19 protein-coding genes are annotated in these 17,299 nt (G+C 54.3%); 13 read left to right on the forward strand and 6 right to left on the reverse strand.

Features of this window, described 5'->3' with window-relative positions; all coding sequences use genetic code 11:
* Positions 1-17: 17 nt before the first annotated feature.
* The 4 genes from LY264_RS06650 to LY264_RS06665 all read right to left on the reverse strand — a co-directional run bounded on the left by LY264_RS06650 (position 18) and on the right by LY264_RS06665 (position 4,550).
* Positions 18-971, reverse strand: coding sequence for an ABC transporter permease (locus tag LY264_RS06650; protein ID WP_003037658.1), 954 nt, complete (start codon positions 969-971; stop codon positions 18-20).
* A gap of 1 nt (position 972) precedes the next feature.
* Positions 973-1,962, reverse strand: a complete 990-nt coding sequence (locus tag LY264_RS06655) for an ABC transporter permease (RefSeq protein ID WP_008785467.1) — start codon at positions 1,960-1,962, stop codon at positions 973-975.
* A complete protein-coding gene (locus LY264_RS06660) occupies positions 1,955-3,463 on the reverse strand; it encodes a sugar ABC transporter ATP-binding protein (RefSeq protein WP_048225045.1) in 1,509 nt (502 codons plus the stop codon). Before LY264_RS06660 ends, LY264_RS06655 begins: the two co-directional genes overlap by 8 nt.
* Positions 3,464-3,566: 103 nt before the next feature.
* Complete coding sequence (locus LY264_RS06665) at positions 3,567-4,550, reverse strand: autoinducer 2 ABC transporter substrate-binding protein (RefSeq protein WP_048225042.1); 984 nt, start codon at positions 4,548-4,550, stop codon at positions 3,567-3,569.
* Positions 4,551-4,970: 420 nt separating this feature from the next.
* Between LY264_RS06665 and LY264_RS06670 the strand changes: the two genes are divergently transcribed.
* Both LY264_RS06670 and LY264_RS06675 read left to right on the forward strand, forming a co-directional pair.
* Positions 4,971-5,609, forward strand: a complete 639-nt coding sequence (locus LY264_RS06670) for a DUF1007 family protein (protein WP_048225041.1) — start codon at positions 4,971-4,973, stop codon at positions 5,607-5,609.
* Positions 5,600-6,580 carry a nickel/cobalt transporter gene (locus LY264_RS06675; protein ID WP_048225038.1) on the forward strand — a complete coding sequence of 327 codons (981 nt, stop codon included), beginning with the start codon at positions 5,600-5,602 and terminating at the stop codon, positions 6,578-6,580. Before LY264_RS06670 ends, LY264_RS06675 begins: the two co-directional genes overlap by 10 nt.
* Before the next feature lie 103 nt (positions 6,581-6,683).
* Here the strand turns inward: LY264_RS06675 and suhB are convergent, their stop codons facing one another.
* Positions 6,684-7,487 carry an inositol-1-monophosphatase gene (gene suhB / locus LY264_RS06680; protein ID WP_003835237.1) on the reverse strand — a complete coding sequence of 268 codons (804 nt, stop codon included), beginning with the start codon at positions 7,485-7,487 and terminating at the stop codon, positions 6,684-6,686.
* Positions 7,488-7,605: 118 nt separating this feature from the next.
* On the opposite strand from suhB, the gene trmJ reads away from it, so the two are divergent.
* From trmJ to sseB, 11 genes are all read left to right on the forward strand, one after another.
* Positions 7,606-8,337 (forward strand): tRNA (cytosine(32)/uridine(32)-2'-O)-methyltransferase TrmJ, encoded by a 732-nt coding sequence (trmJ, locus tag LY264_RS06685; RefSeq protein WP_048225036.1) that lies wholly within the window; start codon positions 7,606-7,608, stop codon positions 8,335-8,337.
* Between the two features lie 239 nt (positions 8,338-8,576).
* The gene (iscR, locus tag LY264_RS06690; protein ID WP_003037674.1) at positions 8,577-9,068 is read left to right on the forward strand and encodes a Fe-S cluster assembly transcriptional regulator IscR; all 492 of its coding nucleotides are present in this window, start codon (positions 8,577-8,579) and stop codon (positions 9,066-9,068) included.
* Positions 9,069-9,180: 112 nt separating this feature from the next.
* Positions 9,181-10,395 (forward strand): cysteine desulfurase, encoded by a 1,215-nt coding sequence (gene iscS / locus LY264_RS06695; protein WP_003835233.1) that lies wholly within the window; start codon positions 9,181-9,183, stop codon positions 10,393-10,395.
* Positions 10,396-10,421: 26 nt separating this feature from the next.
* Positions 10,422-10,808 carry a Fe-S cluster assembly scaffold IscU gene (gene iscU, locus LY264_RS06700; protein ID WP_002913991.1) on the forward strand — a complete coding sequence of 129 codons (387 nt, stop codon included), beginning with the start codon at positions 10,422-10,424 and terminating at the stop codon, positions 10,806-10,808.
* A gap of 20 nt (positions 10,809-10,828) precedes the next feature.
* Positions 10,829-11,152 carry an iron-sulfur cluster assembly protein IscA gene (gene iscA, locus LY264_RS06705; protein WP_003835203.1) on the forward strand — a complete coding sequence of 108 codons (324 nt, stop codon included), beginning with the start codon at positions 10,829-10,831 and terminating at the stop codon, positions 11,150-11,152.
* Positions 11,153-11,260: 108 nt separating this feature from the next.
* A complete protein-coding gene (hscB, locus tag LY264_RS06710) occupies positions 11,261-11,776 on the forward strand; it encodes a co-chaperone HscB (RefSeq protein ID WP_071692600.1) in 516 nt (171 codons plus the stop codon).
* Positions 11,777-11,791: 15 nt separating this feature from the next.
* A complete protein-coding gene (gene hscA, locus LY264_RS06715; RefSeq protein ID WP_003838439.1) occupies positions 11,792-13,642 on the forward strand; it encodes a Fe-S protein assembly chaperone HscA in 1,851 nt (616 codons plus the stop codon).
* Position 13,643: 1 nt separating this feature from the next.
* Positions 13,644-13,979, forward strand: coding sequence for an ISC system 2Fe-2S type ferredoxin (gene fdx / locus LY264_RS06720; protein ID WP_003037690.1), 336 nt, complete (start codon positions 13,644-13,646; stop codon positions 13,977-13,979).
* 11 nt (positions 13,980-13,990) lie between these two features.
* The gene (gene iscX, locus LY264_RS06725; RefSeq protein ID WP_003037694.1) at positions 13,991-14,191 is read left to right on the forward strand and encodes a Fe-S cluster assembly protein IscX; all 201 of its coding nucleotides are present in this window, start codon (positions 13,991-13,993) and stop codon (positions 14,189-14,191) included.
* Positions 14,192-14,252: 61 nt separating this feature from the next.
* A complete protein-coding gene (gene pepB / locus LY264_RS06730) occupies positions 14,253-15,536 on the forward strand; it encodes an aminopeptidase PepB (protein ID WP_048225030.1) in 1,284 nt (427 codons plus the stop codon).
* A gap of 70 nt (positions 15,537-15,606) precedes the next feature.
* The gene (gene sseB / locus LY264_RS06735) at positions 15,607-16,383 is read left to right on the forward strand and encodes an enhanced serine sensitivity protein SseB (protein ID WP_016157136.1); all 777 of its coding nucleotides are present in this window, start codon (positions 15,607-15,609) and stop codon (positions 16,381-16,383) included.
* A 43-nt stretch (positions 16,384-16,426) separates the two neighbouring features.
* On the opposite strand, the gene sseA is transcribed toward sseB, so the two are convergent.
* Positions 16,427-17,272, reverse strand: a complete 846-nt coding sequence (gene sseA / locus LY264_RS06740) for a 3-mercaptopyruvate sulfurtransferase (protein ID WP_071692599.1) — start codon at positions 17,270-17,272, stop codon at positions 16,427-16,429.
* Positions 17,273-17,299: the final 27 nt, after the last annotated feature.

Here is a 17,299-nt window from a genome sequence, read left to right on the forward strand (position 1 = left end):
AATTTTTTCTCCTGAAATCAGGCTTTACGATTCTGTAATGCGATAAAGAGGATCAGCACCGCGCCCCACAGCGCCATCGTCAGATAGCTGCTGACCCCCAGCAAGTTAAGGCCGCTTTCCAGCATTTGCAGCACAATCAGTGCCAGCACCAGGCCGATAATGCGCCCGAAGCCGCCATCCGGGTTGATACCGCCGAGGACGGAGGCAAGGATGGTGACCAGCAGGTAGGATTCACCGTATCCGGCTTTAGCTGAGTTGAATTTCGCCATCATCAAAATGGCGGCGACCCAGCCGAGCAGGGCAGAAATCACGTACACCGAAATTTGTACCCGTACGGTATTTACGCCGCTGTAGCGGGTAGCTTGTTCATTGGAACCAACGAGATACAGGCTACGCCCAAGCGTGGTGTGTTCCAGCAGTACCCACAGCAGGATTGCCACCAGGAAAAAGAGCAGTAGCGCCACCGGAATACCGGCAATCGTGGCGTTACCAAGGTACTGAATGGCGGTCGGGAAACCGGAAATCACCGTCCCGTTGGAAAGCAGAATATTCAGCCCGGAGATAAGCGTCATCGTGCCGAGCGTGGCGAGAATAGGCGAGACCCCGACCCAGGCAATCAGCGCACCGTTGAGCGTGCCGATAGCCACCGCCACGGCAGCGCCTGCCAGCAGCGCCAGCACCAGAAACAGCGGGTTATCCGGATGGGTGACGATAATCGCCGCCATCACCAGCGAGCATGCGTTCGCCCCGGCAATAATCGACAAGTTAATGCCGCCGGTCAGCATGGTCATGCCCATCCCGAGGGCCAGCATGCCGAGGATTGGTAGCTGTGAGCCAATCGACTGGAAGTTAGCGACGCTGAAGAAACGGCTGCCGAGCAGGGCCGAGAAGACCAGGGCAACGACCACAATAATCACGCATTGCAGGCGAATGATGGCATCACCGGGTAAAAATCTGGCGATTGTTTTCATCTCAAAGCTCCCTTGCCAGTTTGCGTTTTTCGTTCCAGGCCGTGGCGCTAATGCTGACCAGGATAATGGCGCCGCTGAACACGGTGTGCCAGTAAGAGGAGACGCTGAGCAGCGTCAGGCCATTTTGCAAGAAGGCCAGCAGAACCACGCCAAGCAGGGTTCCGGTCAACGTTCCGCGCCCGCCGCTCATGCTGGTTCCGCCGAGTACTACCGCCGCCAGCACCGTCAGCTCAAAGCCGAGCAGTGAATTGGGGGCAACAGACTGGGTGATTTGCGCCTGAACCACGGCGGCAACGCCTGCCAGAATGCCCATGTAACCATAGACGTAAAAATGCAGCTTCAGCAGATTCAGCCCCAGGCGCGAGGCCGCGTCGCGGTTGCCGCCCATGGCGTAAACCTGACGGCCAAGACGGGTATAGTTCATCAGCACGGCGGTAAAGATGATAACCGCCGCCAGGCACAGCAGGGGGAGGGTCAAACCGTAGTCGTAGCCATCCGCCGCGGTGAACGAGAACCAGTTAATGCCGTTCATAAACCAGTCCGGGAAGCCGTACAGCCAGGTGCCTTTGGTGGCGTAAACCAGCAGACCGTAGTAGACGTTCAGCGTGGCGATGGTAATGATGATTGCCGGAACGCGTAGCCAATAGACCAGAAAACCGTTGATCAGCCCAAGCAGCAGCCCCACCGCAATGGCGATGATTAACGCCAGCGCGAAGTTACCGCCGTGACCGATAACCCAACTGGCCATTGCATACTGGGCTATCGCGGTCATCGCCGGAAATGAGATGTCGATCCCGCCGGAAATCAGCACCACAAACAGCCCACAGGCCAGTATGCCGAGAATCGCGTAGCTGGTGGCCACATCCGTCAGGTTCCCCAAAGACAAGAACTCGTCGGTGCTGATGCTCAGCCCAACGGCAAGGGCTACAACCAGCAGGCCCAGCCAGAACTCATGTTGCCCGATTAAACGGGAGAGATGCATCTTATTCATTGATTACCTCGACCACTTCAGCAATCTCCTCTTCACGGCATTGATGAGGATTAAATTCCGCCACCAGCTTGCAGCGACGCATTACCAGCACGCGGTGGCTGTTGTAATACGCTTCCGGGATTTCATCGCAAATCATCAGCACCGCCATACCCTGTCCCGCCAAATCGCGGGCTATCTGGTAAATGCCCTCTTTGTTGGCGATATCCACGCCAACGGTAGGCGAGTCGAGGATCAGGATGCGGGGATTGGTCGCCACCCATTTGGCAATGGCGATACGCTGGGCATTACCGCCGGAAAGGGTTTTGACCGGCAGGTGCGGATCGGAGACTTTAATGTTCAACTCGCGGATCAAATCGGCGACCAACTTTTGCGCTTTACGGTGATCGAGCAGGCCGCTACCGGTGTGCAGTTGATCAAACACCGTGACGATGGTGTTGTCGTAGATCGACTGCTCCATGATCAGCCCCTGCGTCAGGCGATCTTCTGAGACATAGCCGATCCCGTGTTTGATGGCGTCATGGTTATTGCGCAGAGTAACCGGCTGACCGTTAATGCGAATCTCGCCACTTTCCGGGTGCGTCATACCAAACAGGCTCAGACAAAGCTCAGTGCGCCCGGCACCCAGCAGACCAACAATGGAGACGATCTCGCCGCCGTGCAGCGACAGATTAATGTTTTGGTATTTGCCTCTGCGGCTCAGATTGCGCAGCTCAAGCAGCGGCTCTTGCTCAATCGCGGGCCTTTCCGGCAACGGGCTGTAGTGGAAGCGTTGTCCGGTCATCAGGAAGGCCAGCTCGTGGCTGTCGAGTTCGCTGGCAGGGTATGTGCCCACCAGTTTGCCGTCGCGCATTACGCTGATGCGGTCAGCCACTTCCATCACCTCATCCAGACGATGGCTGACAAACACGACGCAAATTCCGGCCGCTTTCAGTTCATTAACTACTCGCAGCAGGCCATTAACCTCCTGGCGGGTTAGCGAGGCGGTGGGCTCGTCCATAATCACCAGACGCGCATCGGCGGCAATCGCCCGGCAAATGGCGACCAGCTGTCGATCAGCAATTGAGAGTTTTTCAACTTTTTTATCGGGATCGATATTCACCCCAATACGTTTCATGGCTGCCAGCGCCTGCTGCTTCATGGCACCACGACGCACCCAGATATCACCACCCGGCAGATAGCGGTTGACCGCGATATTTTCTGCGACGCTAAAGTTGGGGAACAATGACAGGTCCTGATAAATAACCTGAATGCCATAATGCGAAGAGAGCTGCGGCGTCAGGTGATGGAACAATTTGCCATCAAGTAAAATCTGCGCGCCTTTTTCCGGGTGATAAACCCCGGAGATCACTTTAATAATGGTACTTTTACCACAGCCGTTTTGACCCGCCAGACAGTGAACTTCGCCTTTTCTCAGCGTCAGATTCACGTTATCCAGCGCCAGCACGCCCGGGAATTGTTTGCTGATATTCTCAAGAGTGATAAATGCGGTGGTGTCTGCCATGGACAATACCCCTGCGCGCGTCCGGGGGGACGCTGAGTGTTAGTTTGGTTGATAGCGCCGACCAGGCGGTCGGCGTTAAGGTTCCCTGGTGTTGGCTAAAGCCTTAGAAACCAAGTGATTGTGCGTTGGCTTTGGTGACTTCGAGGATCTTGTTAAAGCGGATCACTTTCTTCTCCGTGTCGATATCGGCTTTCCCTAAACCATCGATACTCAGATCGGCGTTCACTTCTTTGCCCTGCAACAGCTGATCGGCAACAGTGACCAGCGCGTAGCCCGCGTCTTTTGGATCCCACAGCAGCGCTTTTTTGATATCACCGCGCATCAGGTAAGGTGCTGCCTGCGCTGGCATGGCGATCCCGACGACGGCGATCTTATCTTTGGCGCGTTTTTTCTGCACAGCCTGACCCGCACCGATTGGACCCAGTGAGCCGAAGCCGATAATGCCCTTCATCTGCGGGTAGGTTTTCATCAGATCCAGCGTTGTGGCGTAGGATTTATCGATGCTTTCCGCGACCGGCAGACGTGAAGTGACTTCGAACATTTCCGGATATTTTTCTTTCTGGTACTTAATTGCATAATCCGCCCACGCGTTATGCAGTGGGACCGTCAGCGAACCAACATAGATGGCATATCCGCCTTTGCCGCCCATATTTTTCGCTAACTCATCGACGTTAGCCTGTGCGTATTTTTCACTATCGATGGTTTCGATATCCCACTGGCCAATTTGCTCATCCGGGGATTCGTGCGTCAACACCACGATGCCTTTATCGCGCGCTTTTTTCAGTACCGGCTCAAGGACCTTGGCATCATTCGGCACCACGATGATCGCATTAACGTTTTTGGCGATCAGATCCTCAATCACTTTCACCTGCTGCGCCGGGTCCGGCGTTGAAGGTCCGGTCTGGTAAGCATTCACATCCAGTTTTTTTGCTGCTTCATTTACGCCGGTTTCCATCCGGTTAAACCATGGGATCCCGGTGACTTTGGCAACCACAGCAATTTCATATTTTTCCGCCGCAAAGGACGTGCCGGACAACATGCATGCAGAAACCAGGGTTGCACTGAGTAATGCGAGTTTGAATTTCATAGTTGTACCTTTCGTAGGGGGCAGGACATGTCACGGCGTGAAGTTAACAATGAATGGAAGAGGGAATGAATCATAAGTTTTGCGAATGTGATCTAAGCCCATTGTTGTGAATTTATGGAAATAAAATGGTTAATAATTAGTTAAATTTGCATGGTTTTACATTCAGTCGTTCAAATTAAGTGTTAATTAAATATTAAAATGAAACCATTAATTAACATATCGTTATCATTTGGCTTAAGTTTTGACGCCGAAAAGGTGTTTGAGGGAAATTTCCCGAAGAAGAAATTATCGAAATTGAGAACTGAATCGATACCGGAAAAGGGTGCTCATTATTTTTTCGTTCAATGGTATCCTCAGCACACTTTCGCCAAACCAGGCATCATTATTTGTGGCGGTGTAGATTTTCATCGTGGAGAACTCATGCAAGGCGTTAAACGTATCATTATCACGTTGTTTCTCGCTGTCCTGTCCTTTGGCGCAGGCGCGCATCCCCACAGCTTTATCCATCTAAAAACTGAGATAGTGAGCGAGAATGACCAGTTCGTCGCGCTGAAAATGCGCTGGACGATGGATGAAATTACCTCGGCGGATCTGCTTTACGATGCGGGGAATGCCAAACCTGGTGATGAGATCTGGAAGAAACTGGCGGCGGAAGTGATGGCCAACGTTCTCGGGCAGCACTATTTCACCGAAGTGTGGCACGACGGGAAAAAGGTAAAGTTTAAAAACAGGCCGACGGAATATGGCATGGCGCGGGAGGAACACCAGGCAGTGCTGACGTTCGTTTTGCCGCTGGCCGAAGCTCAGCCGCTGAGTGGTCAAAAATATACCATTTCAACCTTCGACCCGACCTACTACGTTGATATGAGCTATGACAAAGATAGCGACGCCAGGCTGGGGCAGTCCATAAGCCAAAAATGCCGGATTTCAGTACATACGCCGACGCCGAATGAACAAACGTTGAGCTTTGCGCAGTCGCTGGATAAAGAAGACGCACCGCCGGAGGATATGGAGTTGGGTAAACAGTTTGCACAGACGGTAACGCTGCAATGTCAGTAGTGTATCAACAACGTGCAGCCAGACGTCGCTGGCTGACGCTATGGCCGCTGGGTGTCTTTTTGCTGTTGGCGGCAGGCGGCATACTGTGGCTATGGCAGGCCTGGCCGCAGGTGATGATGAAAAGTGTCGTCTGGCAGCGCGACGTTAACCAACAGATGAGCGGGTTGCTGAAAGCGGTTGCCGCCAGGCCGGCCCAGGCCGGGGGATCGCTGCTGCTATTTAGTTTTCTCTACGGCGTTCTGCATGCGCTGGGACCGGGACATGGAAAAGTCGTTATTACCACCTGGCTGGCAACGCACCCTTCGAAGCTGAAGTCGAGTATTGGCCTGACGCTGGCCTCATCTTTATTACAGGGGCTGGTCGCTATCGGACTGGTGGTTGTGGTGCTTACCATCTTGCAGTTGCCTGCACGACAGCTACATATGAGTAGTTTCTGGCTGGAGAAAGGGAGTTATGCGCTGGTTGGCGTGTTGGGCGTTTTATTGTGCGTCCGTGCGCTGAAGAAATTGCGCCAGCTGCTGCGCCGCCCAAAATTTACTGCCTTCACGCCGCATCATGTGCATCACGAGGGTTGCGGCTGCGGGCATCAGCATTTGCCCGATCCTGAACAGCTGCAAAGTGGTGATGACTGGCGTGCCCGGTTGATGATCGTGCTGTCTATGGGGATGCGCCCGTGCTCGGGGGCCATCATGGTTTTACTGTTCAGCAAAGTGGTTGGCGTGTTTAGCTGGGGTATGGCGTCGGCGCTGGCGATGGCGGCAGGAACCTCTTTGACGATTACGTCACTGGCTCTGCTGGTACACAGTTTCCGCTCGCTGGCGGTGAAACTTAGCGGGCATAAAGCGCCGGTATTGTGGCGACAGATTGGCTGGACGACGCTGGCATTAGCCGGTGGTGCGGTGCTAATCGCTGCTGCGGTAGTGATGTGGATGAGTGCGGTGCCGGTGGGGCGAGGGATAAGACCGTTTTAGCACTGTTGTAGGATGAATGCCTGATGGCGCTTCGCTTATCAGGCCTACGGGGAATTCCCTGGTAGGCCGGATAAGGCGCTAGCCGCCATCCGGCATCAAACGATTAACGCTTCAGCGCATCGCTCAGTTCATCACGCATGTTAGCCAGCATGGCTTTCACTACGCGCGGGTTACCTGCAACGATGTTGCCGGTCGCCATGTAGTTATGACCACCGGTAAAGTCGCAAACCAGTGCGCCAGCTTCACGGGCAATCAGCTCACCTGCGGCGAAATCCCACGGGCGCAGGCCAATTTCGAAATAACCGTCAACGCGGGCTGCGGCAACGTAGGCCAGATCCAGCGCAGCAGAACCGGTGCGGCGGAAGTCCGCGCATTCGGTAAACATGTTGCCAAGAATTTTCATGTAAGAAGCGGCGTGCTGTTTGGCTTTGAACGGGAAACCGGTGGCGATGATGGTACCATCCAGATCGCGGGCGGTGCTGCCACGCAGACGGTAGCCGTTCAGCTGTGCGCCCTGGCCACGGGTTGCGGTGAACAGTTCGTTACGCATTGGATCGTAAACAACGGCGACTTCAGTACGGCCTTTGATGCGTACTGCGATGGATACCGCGAAGTGCGGCAGACGTTTTACGAAGTTGGTGGTGCCATCCAGTGGATCGATAACCCATTGAACATCCAAATCTTCACCAACATGTTCACCGCTTTCTTCGGTGATGATGGTGTGCTGTGGGTAAGATTTGCGAATCGTTTCGATAATAATCGCTTCGGCGGCTTTATCGACGTTAGTCACGAAATCATTGCTGCCTTTCTGGCTGGTTTCTACAGAGTCTGGGGTTTCGTAGTGTTTGGCAATTACATTACCCGCCTTGCGCGCTGCGCGCACGGCGATGGTCAGCATCGGATGCATCGGTCTCTCTCACTGGATGTTAAAGAACGGGAAAACGGCGCAGAGTATAGCAGCGAGTTCGGAATATGTCTTCGTTTTATGATAATATGCCCGAATAATCTTTAGCCGAAGAAATACAATGCTGCAAAATATTCGAATCGTGCTGGTGGAAACCTCTCACACTGGCAACATGGGCTCTGTAGCCCGCGCAATGAAAACCATGGGTTTAACCAATCTGTGGCTGGTAAATCCACTGGTTAAACCGGACTCCCAGGCCATCGCCCTGGCAGCGGGTGCCAGTGATGTGATCGGCAGCGCGCAGATCGTCGATACGCTCGATGAAGCGCTGGCGGGCTGTAGCCTGGTGGTAGGCACCAGTGCGCGTTCCCGCACGCTGCCGTGGCCGATGCTGGATCCGCGTGAATGCGGTTTAAAAAGTGTCTCTGAAGCGACGAACTCGCCGGTGGCGCTGGTATTTGGTCGTGAACGCGTTGGCCTGACCAACGAAGAACTGCAAAAATGCCATTATCACGTCGCCATTGCCGCGAACCCGGAATACAGTTCGCTCAACCTGGCGATGGCAGTGCAAGTTATCTCTTATGAAGTTCGCATGGCCTGGCTGGCGACGCAGGAAGGTGATAAGACCGCCGAATACGAAGAAGCTGAGTATCCGCTGGTGGATGATTTAGAGCGTTTTTACGGTCATCTGGAACAAACGCTGCTGTCGACCGGGTTTATCCGCGAAGGGCACCCGGGGCAGGTGATGAATAAGCTGCGCCGTCTGTTCACGCGCGCGCGTCCAGAGAGCCAGGAGCTGAACATCCTGCGCGGGATTTTAGCTTCAATCGAGCAGCAGAATAAAAGCAAGTAACTGTACTAATGCCGGATGCGCTTCGCTTATCCGGCCTACAGGCCGCACGATTCGTAGGCCAGATAAGCGAAGCGCATCCGGCAAGTGAAAATGGCACTGAAGGTTAAATACCTGACTAAATTAGTCAAGTAAATAGTTGACTGATTTAGTCGGGAATGTCAGACTTGCCCCTGCTATGCAATACCCCCATTTTACAATAAAAAACCCCGGGCAGGGGCGAGTTTGAGGCTAAGTAAGACATGAGACTGACATCAAAAGGGCGTTATGCCGTGACCGCAATGTTGGACGTTGCGCTCAACTCCGAAACGGGCCCGGTACCGTTGGCTGATATTTCTGAACGTCAGGGAATTTCCCTGTCATATCTGGAGCAGCTGTTTTCCCGTTTGCGTAAAAACGGTCTGGTTTCCAGCGTACGTGGACCAGGCGGCGGGTATCTGCTGGGTAAAGATGCCGGCAGCATCGCAGTAGGTGAAGTGATTAGCGCTGTTGACGAGTCTGTAGATGCGACCCGTTGCCAGGGCAAAGGCGGTTGTCAGGGCGGCGATAAATGCCTGACCCACGCGCTGTGGCGCGATCTGAGCGATCGTCTGACCGGTTTCCTCAACAACATTACGTTGGGCGAACTGGTAAATAATCAGGAAGTCCTGGATGTGTCTGGTCGCCAGCATACCCATGACGCTCCACGCACTAATCGTGCTCAAGACGCGATCGACGTTAAGTTACGCGCATAATAAAAGTATTTTAGAATCAGGCCGGGGTGCTACACACCCCGTTAACTCGGTCGTACATCCAGCCGGTTGCCTGATTCCTTGCATTGAAGCGATGTACGGAGTTTATAGAGCAATGAAATTACCGATCTATCTCGATTACTCCGCAACCACGCCGGTGGACCCGCGTGTTGCCGAGAAAATGATGCAGTGTCTGACCCTGGACGGAAACTTTGGTAACCCAGCGTCTCGTTCACACCGTTTCGGCTGGCAGGCTGAAGAGGCGGTAGATATCGCCCGTAACCAGATTGCCGACCTCGTGGGCGCTGACCCGCGTGAAATCGTATTTACTTCCGGTGCGACTGAATCCGATAACCTGGCGATTAAAGGTGCAGCCAACTTTTATCAGAAAAAAGGCAAGCACATCATCACCAGCAAAACCGAACACAAAGCCGTGCTGGATACCTGTCGTCAGCTGGAGCGTGAAGGGTTCGAAGTTACCTACCTCGCCCCGCAGCGTAACGGCATTATCGACCTGAAAGAACTTGAAGCTGCAATGCGTGACGACACCATCCTCGTGTCCATCATGCACGTGAACAACGAAATCGGCGTGGTGCAGGATATCGCGACTATCGGCGAAATGTGCCGTGCTCGCGGCATCATCTATCACGTTGATGCGACCCAGAGCGTAGGCAAACTGCCTATCGATCTGAGCCAACTGAAAGTTGACCTGATGTCCTTCTCCGGCCACAAAATCTATGGTCCGAAAGGTATCGGCGCGCTGTACGTTCGTCGTAAACCGCGTATTCGTATTGAAGCGCAGATGCACGGCGGCGGTCACGAGCGCGGTATGCGTTCCGGTACGCTGCCTGTGCACCAGATCGTCGGCATGGGTGAAGCATACCGTATCGCTAAAGAAGAGATGGAAACCGAGATGGCGCGCCTGCGCAGTCTGCGTAACCGTCTGTGGAACGGCGTGAAAGATATGGAAGAGGTGTACCTCAATGGTGACCTCGAGCAGGGCGCACCGAACATTCTCAACGTCAGCTTCAACTTTGTTGAAGGCGAGTCGCTGATTATGGCGCTGAAAGACCTGGCTGTATCCTCCGGTTCTGCATGTACTTCTGCAAGCCTGGAGCCATCCTACGTGCTGCGCGCGCTGGGGATGACCGACGAGCTGGCACACAGCTCAATTCGTTTCTCTTTAGGTCGTTTCACTACCGAAGAAGAGATTGACTATGCCATCAATCTGGTTCGCAACTCCATTGGCCGTCTGCGCGACCTTTCTCCACTGTGGGAAATGTTCAAACAGGGTGTGGATCTGAACAGCATTGAATGGTCACATCACTAATTCGGCACCGATAAGGAGAATTCAACATGGCTTACAGCGAAAAAGTTATCGATCATTACGAGAATCCACGTAACGTGGGCTCTTTTGACAACAGCGACGAGAACGTGGGCAGCGGCATGGTCGGTGCACCAGCCTGTGGCGACGTGATGAAGTTGCAGATCAAAGTCAACAATGAGGGTATCATTGAAGACGCGCGTTTCAAGACTTACGGCTGCGGTTCCGCTATTGCTTCCAGCTCTCTGGTTACCGAATGGGTAAAAGGGAAATCTCTGGACGAAGCACAGGCGATTAAAAACACCGATATCGCCGACGAGCTTGAACTGCCACCGGTGAAAATTCACTGCTCTATTCTGGCTGAAGACGCGATTAAAGCCGCGATTGCGGATTACAAAAGCAAACGTGAAGCAAAATAATTAAGAGTTGAGGTTTTATTATGTCGATTACCTTAAGCGACAGTGCAGCAGCGCGTGTAAATACCTTCCTGGCAAACCGCGGTAAAGGGTTTGGTCTGCGTCTGGGCGTGAGAACCTCCGGCTGCTCAGGTATGGCCTATGTACTGGAATTTGTTGACGAGCCGGCGGCTGAAGATACCGTGTTTGAAGACAAAGGCGTAAAAGTCGTGATCGACGGTAAGAGCCTGCAATTCCTCGACGGTACGCAGTTAGACTTCGTCAAAGAAGGTCTGAACGAAGGGTTTAAGTTCACTAACCCGAACGTGAAAGACGAATGTGGATGCGGCGAAAGCTTCCACGTGTAACGCGCTTACTGATAACCCCACCGTGGTCGCCTGCGCGTGGGGTTTGTTTTACCTGACTCTCTGGTTTTGCCTCATCGAACAACAGAGAATCGATGCCCTGAGAATGTTATGGACTACTTCACCCTCTTTGGCTTACCGGCCCGTTATCAGCTCGATACTCAGGCGCTGAGCCTACGTTTTCAGGATCTACAACGTCAGTATCATCCTGATAAATTCGCCAGCGGTTCCCAGGCGGAACAACTTGCTGCGGTTTCGCAGTCCGCCACTATCAACCTGGCCTGGCAAACGCTGCGTCATCCTTTGATGCGCGCCGAATACTTATTGTCTTTACACGGTTTTGATATCCGCAGCGAGCAGCACACGGTGCGCGATACCGCGTTCCTGATGGAGCAACTGGAGCTGCGTGAAGAGCTGGACGAGATTGAACAGGCAAAAGACAGTCAACGTTTAGATGCGTTTATGAAACGCGTCAGCGAAATGTATAACGTTCGCCATCAACTGATGGTGGAACAGCTGGATAGCGAGACGTGGGACGCAGCGGCAGATACCGTGCGTAAGCTGCGTTTTCTCGATAAACTGCGAAGCAGTGCAGAACAACTCGAAGAAAAACTGCTCGATTTTTAATTTCCGGAAGCGAAAATGGCCTTATTACAAATTAGTGAGCCTGGTCTGAGCGCCGCGCCGCACCAGCGTCGTCTGGCGGTAGGTATCGATTTAGGCACTACCAACTCCCTGGTTGCGACCGTACGCAGCGGCCAGGCCGAAACGCTGGCAGACCATGAAGGTCGCCACCTGTTGCCGTCAGTGGTTCACTATCAGCAGCAGGGCTACTCTGTCGGTTACGATGCCCGCGCCAATGCCGCGTTGGATACGGCAAACACCGTTAGCTCGGTAAAACGCATGATGGGCCGCTCTCTGGCGGATATCCAGGCGCGTTACCCGCATCTGCCATATACGTTCCAGGCGAGCGAAAACGGTCTGCCGATGATTGAAACCGCTGCCGGTTTGCTTAATCCGGTGCGCGTCTCCGCTGATATTCTGAAAGCGCTGGCCGCGCGGGCTACCGAATCGCTGTCCGGCGAACTGGACGGCGTGGTAATCACCGTTCCGGCTTACTTTGACGATGCACAGCGTCAGGGGACCAAAGACGCCGCGCGTCTGGCGGGCCTGCACGTATTGCGTCTGCTGAACGAACCGACCGCAGCGGCGATCGCGTACGGTCTGGACTCCGGTCAGGAAGGCGTTATCGCAGTCTACGATCTTGGCGGCGGTACGTTTGATATTTCTATTCTGCGCCTGAGCCGTGGCGTGTTTGAAGTGTTGGCGACCGGCGGTGATTCCGCGCTCGGCGGCGACGATTTTGACCATCTGCTGGCCGATTACATTCGCGAGCAGGCGGGCGTGGCCGATCGCAGCGATAACCGCGTACAGCGCGAACTGCTGGATGCCGCGATCGCAGCGAAAATCGCGCTTAGCGACGCTGATTCTGTAACGGTTAACGTGGCAGGATGGCAGGGTGAAATCACCCGTGAAACCTTTAATGAACTCATTTCCGCACTGGTCAAGCGTACGCTGCTGGCCTGCCGTCGCGCGCTGAAAGATGCGGGCGTGGAGCCGCAAGATGTGCTGGAAGTGGTGATGGTTGGCGGTTCAACGCGCGTGCCATTGGTACGTGAACGCGTCGGTGAATTTTTTGGCCGCACGCCGCTGACCTCTATTGACCCGGACAAAGTGGTCGCTATCGGTGCGGCAATCCAGGCGGATATTCTGGTCGGAAATAAACCGGACAGCGAAATGCTGCTGCTGGACGTTATCCCTCTGTCTCTGGGACTGGAAACCATGGGCGGTCTGGTGGAGAAAGTGATCCCACGTAACACCACTATCCCAGTGGCGCGCGCGCAGGACTTTACCACCTTTAAAGATGGCCAAACCGCGATGTCCATTCACGTGATGCAGGGCGAGCGTGAGCTGGTGCAGGACTGCCGTTCACTGGCGCGTTTTGCGCTGCGCGGCATCCCGGCATTGCCGGCTGGCGGTGCGCACATCCGCGTGACCTTCCAGGTGGATGCCGATGGGCTGCTGAGCGTCACCGCCATGGAGAAATCCACAGGCGTTGAGTCCTCAATCCAGGTTAAACCGTCCTACGGTCTGACCGACAGTGAAATCGCCTCCATGATTCAGGATTCGATGAGTTTTGCCGAGCAGGACGTTAAAGCCCGTATGCTGGCAGAACAGAAAGTCGAAGCGGCACGCGTACTGGAGAGTTTATCCGGTGCGCTGAACGCTGATGCCGCGCTGTTAAGCGCCGCAGAACGTCAGGCTATCGACACCGCCGCCGCGCACTTGAGCGAGGTTGCACAGGGTGACGATGTTGACGCGATAGAACAAGCCATTAAAAACGTAGACAAACAAACCCAGGAATTCGCCGCTCGCCGCATGGACAAATCCGTCCGTAGCGCGCTGAAAGGCCATTCCGTGGACGAGGTTTAATATGCCAAAGATTGTTATTTTGCCTCATCAGGATCTCTGTCCCGATGGCGCAGTTCTGGAAGCTGAGACCGGCGAAACCATTCTTGACGTTGCCCTGCGTAACGGTATCGAGATTGAACACGCCTGTGAAAAATCCTGTGCCTGCACAACCTGCCACTGCATCGTACGTGAAGGTTTTGATTCTTTGCCGGAAAGCACGGAAGAAGAAGACGACATGCTGGATAAAGCCTGGGGACTGGAGCCGGAGAGCCGTTTAAGCTGTCAGGCGCGGGTAACCGAGGACGATTTAGTGGTCGAAATCCCACGTTACACAATCAATCATGCGCGTGAGCATTAACAGAGGGTAGTATGGGACTGAAGTGGACCGATAGCCGCGAGATCGGCGAGGCGCTGTATGACGCGTTCCCCGACCTCGATCCCAAGACCGTTCGTTTCACCGATCTGCACCAGTGGATCTGTGACCTGGAAGAGTTCGATGATGATCCGCAGGCATCGAACGAAAAAATCCTTGAGGCCATTTTGCTGGTCTGGCTGGACGAAGCCGAATAAGTCAACGGGCTGCCCACGGGTGGCCCGTTTTCCTGTATGCGCGAAAATAAGGATAAATAAAATGACAGAAGCCATGAAAATTACGCTTTCCACGCAACCCGCCGATGCCCGCTGGGGTGAAAAGGCGACATACAGCATTAATAATGACGGCATTACCCTGCACCTGAACGGAAAAGATGACCTCGTCCTTATCCAGCGTGCCGCGCGTAAAATCGACGGCCTGGGCATTAAACACGTGCAACTGGACGGTGAAGGCTGGGATACCGAACGTAGCTGGGCGTTCTGGCAGGGCTACAAGGGACCAAAAGGCACCCGCAAAGTTGAGTGGGCCGCTCTGGACGAAGCGCAGCGCAAAGAGCTGGATAGCCGTCTGAAGATTATTGACTGGGTGCGCGATACCATTAACGCCCCGGCAGAAGAGCTTGGCCCGGAACAGCTGGCGCAGCGCGCTGTTGATCTGCTGTGCTCCGTCGCGTGCGATAACGTCTCTTACCGCATCACCAAAGGTGAAGATCTGCGCGAGCAGAACTACATGGGTCTGCATACCGTGGGTCGCGGCTCTGAACGTCCTCCAGTGCTGCTGGCGCTGGACTACAACCCAACAGGCGACAAAGAAGCCCCGGTTTATGCTTGTCTGGTTGGTAAGGGAATTACCTTTGACTCCGGCGGTTACAGCATCAAGCAAAGCGCATTTATGGACTCAATGAAGTCCGACATGGGCGGTGCGGCAACGGTCACCGGTGCGTTGGCATTTGCCATCACCCGTGGTCTGAACAAGCGCGTGAAGCTGTATCTGTGCTGTGCGGATAACCTGATTAGCGGTAACGCCTTTAAGCTCGGCGACATTATTCACTATCGCAACGGTAAAAAAGTTGAAGTGATGAATACCGATGCCGAAGGGCGCTTGGTGCTGGCTGATGGCCTGATCGATGCCAGCGCGCAGAAACCGGAGCTGATTATTGATGCAGCTACGCTGACCGGTGCGGCGAAAACCGCGCTGGGCAATGATTACCACGCGCTGTTTAGCTTTGATGATCAGCTGGCTGCTCGCCTGCTGGCAAGTGCGGCACAAGAAAACGAACCGTTCTGGCGTCTGCCGCTGGCAGAGTTCCACCGTAGTCAGTTGCCGTCTAACTTTGCCGAACTGAATAACACCGGCAGCGCGGCTTACCCGGCTGGCGCAAGCACCGCGGCGGGCTTCCTGTCCCATTTCGTGGAAAACTACCAGCAGGGCTGGTTGCATATCGACTGCTCCGCAACCTATCGCAAAGCGCCGGTTGAGCAGTGGTCTGCGGGCGCAACCGGTCTGGGTGTGCGCACGATTGCGAATCTGCTGACCGCATAATTTATTACTGTATTGCCGGATGGCGCTACGCTTATCCGGCCTACATGTATTCATCCAATTTGTGATACTTATGTCCGAAACAAAAAACGAATTAGAAACATTGCTTGAACAAGCGGCGACAGAACCTGCGCATCGTCCGGCATTTTTCCGTACTTTACTGGAATCCACAGTCTGGGTGCCGGGTACTGCCGCAGAAGGCGAGGCGGTGGTTGAAGACAGCGCTCTCGACCTGCAGCACTGGGAAAAAGAAGACGGCACGACCGTGATCCCGTTCTTCACTTCTCTGGAAGCCCTGCAGCAGGCGGTGGAAGATGAGCAAGCATTTGTCGTTATGCCGGTGCGTACGTTATTTGAAATGACGCTCGGCGAAACGCTCTTTCTCAACGCGAAACTGCCGACCGGCAAAGAATTTATGCCGCGTGAAATCAGCCTGCTGATGGGGGAAGAGGGGAATCCGCTCAGCACCCAGGAAGTACTGGAAGGCGGTGAATCGCTGATCCTCTCTGAAGTCGCTGAACCTCCGGCGCAGATGATTGACTCGCTGACTACGCTGTTTAAAACCATTAAGCCGGTAAAACGCGCGTTTCTCTGCTCAATCAAAGAAAGCGCGGAAGCCCAGCCGAATCTGCTGATTGGTATTGAAGCGGAAGGGGATATTGAAGAGATCATCCACGCTGCTGGCAGCGTCGCGACCGATACGCTGCCGGGCGATGAACCTATTGATATCTGCCAGGTGAAGAAGGGTGAGAAGGGCGTGAGCCACTTTATCACTGAGCATATCGCGCCGTTCTACGAACGCCGCTGGGGCGGTTTCCTGCGCGACTTTAAACAGAACCGGATTATCTAAATTGTAGGCCGGATAAGCGAAGCGCTATCCGGCTTTTCCAGCTTTATAATTGCGGTTCTACCGGTAAATCGTTGCGCGCTCCCCATTCGCTCCATGCGCCGTCATACAATGCGACGTCAGAAACGCCCAGCGTGGCAAGTGCCAGCACCACCACGGCAGCCGTTACGCCGGAGCCGCAGCTGGCGATAATGGGGCGGTCAAAGCTCACGCCGTGGCTGAAGAAAATGGCATCCAGCTCATCGGTGGTTTTCAGTTCGCCGTCACGAACCAGTTCTGTCCACGGTACGTTAAGCGCGCCGGGTACATGACCACGTTTCAGACCAGGACGCGGCTCGTCAACTTCGCCATTAAAACGTGCAGCCGGGCGGGCATCGACGATCTGCGCCGTTTTTTCATGACTGGCCAGCAGTACATCGGTAACGCGCACAACTGCGTCAGGCGTAAAGGCCACGTTAAATTCACCTTCAGGTAAATCCTCATCGCCTTCCTTGAGCATTAACTTATCGCGCTTCCAGCCTGCCAGACCGCCTGCCAGAATGGAGACATTTTCGACGCCAAATGTCCGCAGCATCCACCATGCACGTGGCGCGGAAAACAGATTACCGTCATCGTAGATAACCAGATGCTTATCCTGATCAACGCCCAGCTCGCGCATCGCAACGGCAAAGGCTTCGGGGCGTGGCATCATATGCGGTAGCGGTGAGGTATGATCGGAAAGTGCTTCAATATCAAAAAAGACTGCGCCAGGAATATGGCCCGCACGATACTCCTCGCCAACATCGCGATCTTCCTGTCCTGGAGGTGCCATCCGGGCATCAAGAATTTGTATTTCCGGGTCGTCAATGTGTTCGGCAAGCCAGTCGGCAGCGACAAAGAAGGCGGTGGTCATAGGCATCTCCATTTTTACCAGGTTTTG

The organism is Citrobacter portucalensis, assembly GCF_023374935.1.
GTDB classification, from domain to species: Bacteria; Pseudomonadota; Gammaproteobacteria; order Enterobacterales; family Enterobacteriaceae; genus Citrobacter; species Citrobacter portucalensis.

Excerpts from the sequence above, each read along its gene's own strand:
- LY264_RS06650 (WP_003037658.1), bottom strand. The coding sequence starts at position 971 with ATGAAAACAATCGCCAGATTTTTACCCGGTGATGCCATCATTCGCCTG.
- LY264_RS06655 (WP_008785467.1), bottom strand. The coding sequence starts at position 1,962 with ATGAATAAGATGCATCTCTCCCGTTTAATCGGGCAACATGAGTTCTGG.
- LY264_RS06660 (WP_048225045.1), bottom strand. The coding sequence starts at position 3,463 with ATGGCAGACACCACCGCATTTATCACTCTTGAGAATATCAGCAAACAA.
- LY264_RS06665 (WP_048225042.1), bottom strand. The coding sequence starts at position 4,550 with ATGAAATTCAAACTCGCATTACTCAGTGCAACCCTGGTTTCTGCATGC.
- LY264_RS06670 (WP_048225041.1), top strand. The coding sequence starts at position 4,971 with ATGCAAGGCGTTAAACGTATCATTATCACGTTGTTTCTCGCTGTCCTG.
- LY264_RS06675 (WP_048225038.1), top strand. The coding sequence starts at position 5,600 with ATGTCAGTAGTGTATCAACAACGTGCAGCCAGACGTCGCTGGCTGACG.
- suhB (WP_003835237.1), bottom strand. The coding sequence starts at position 7,487 with ATGCATCCGATGCTGACCATCGCCGTGCGCGCAGCGCGCAAGGCGGGT.
- trmJ (WP_048225036.1), top strand. The coding sequence starts at position 7,606 with ATGCTGCAAAATATTCGAATCGTGCTGGTGGAAACCTCTCACACTGGC.
- iscR (WP_003037674.1), top strand. The coding sequence starts at position 8,577 with ATGAGACTGACATCAAAAGGGCGTTATGCCGTGACCGCAATGTTGGAC.
- iscS (WP_003835233.1), top strand. The coding sequence starts at position 9,181 with ATGAAATTACCGATCTATCTCGATTACTCCGCAACCACGCCGGTGGAC.
- iscU (WP_002913991.1), top strand. The coding sequence starts at position 10,422 with ATGGCTTACAGCGAAAAAGTTATCGATCATTACGAGAATCCACGTAAC.
- iscA (WP_003835203.1), top strand. The coding sequence starts at position 10,829 with ATGTCGATTACCTTAAGCGACAGTGCAGCAGCGCGTGTAAATACCTTC.
- hscB (WP_071692600.1), top strand. The coding sequence starts at position 11,261 with ATGGACTACTTCACCCTCTTTGGCTTACCGGCCCGTTATCAGCTCGAT.
- hscA (WP_003838439.1), top strand. The coding sequence starts at position 11,792 with ATGGCCTTATTACAAATTAGTGAGCCTGGTCTGAGCGCCGCGCCGCAC.
- fdx (WP_003037690.1), top strand. The coding sequence starts at position 13,644 with ATGCCAAAGATTGTTATTTTGCCTCATCAGGATCTCTGTCCCGATGGC.
- iscX (WP_003037694.1), top strand. The coding sequence starts at position 13,991 with ATGGGACTGAAGTGGACCGATAGCCGCGAGATCGGCGAGGCGCTGTAT.
- pepB (WP_048225030.1), top strand. The coding sequence starts at position 14,253 with ATGACAGAAGCCATGAAAATTACGCTTTCCACGCAACCCGCCGATGCC.
- sseB (WP_016157136.1), top strand. The coding sequence starts at position 15,607 with ATGTCCGAAACAAAAAACGAATTAGAAACATTGCTTGAACAAGCGGCG.
- sseA (WP_071692599.1), bottom strand. The coding sequence starts at position 17,272 with ATGACCACCGCCTTCTTTGTCGCTGCCGACTGGCTTGCCGAACACATT.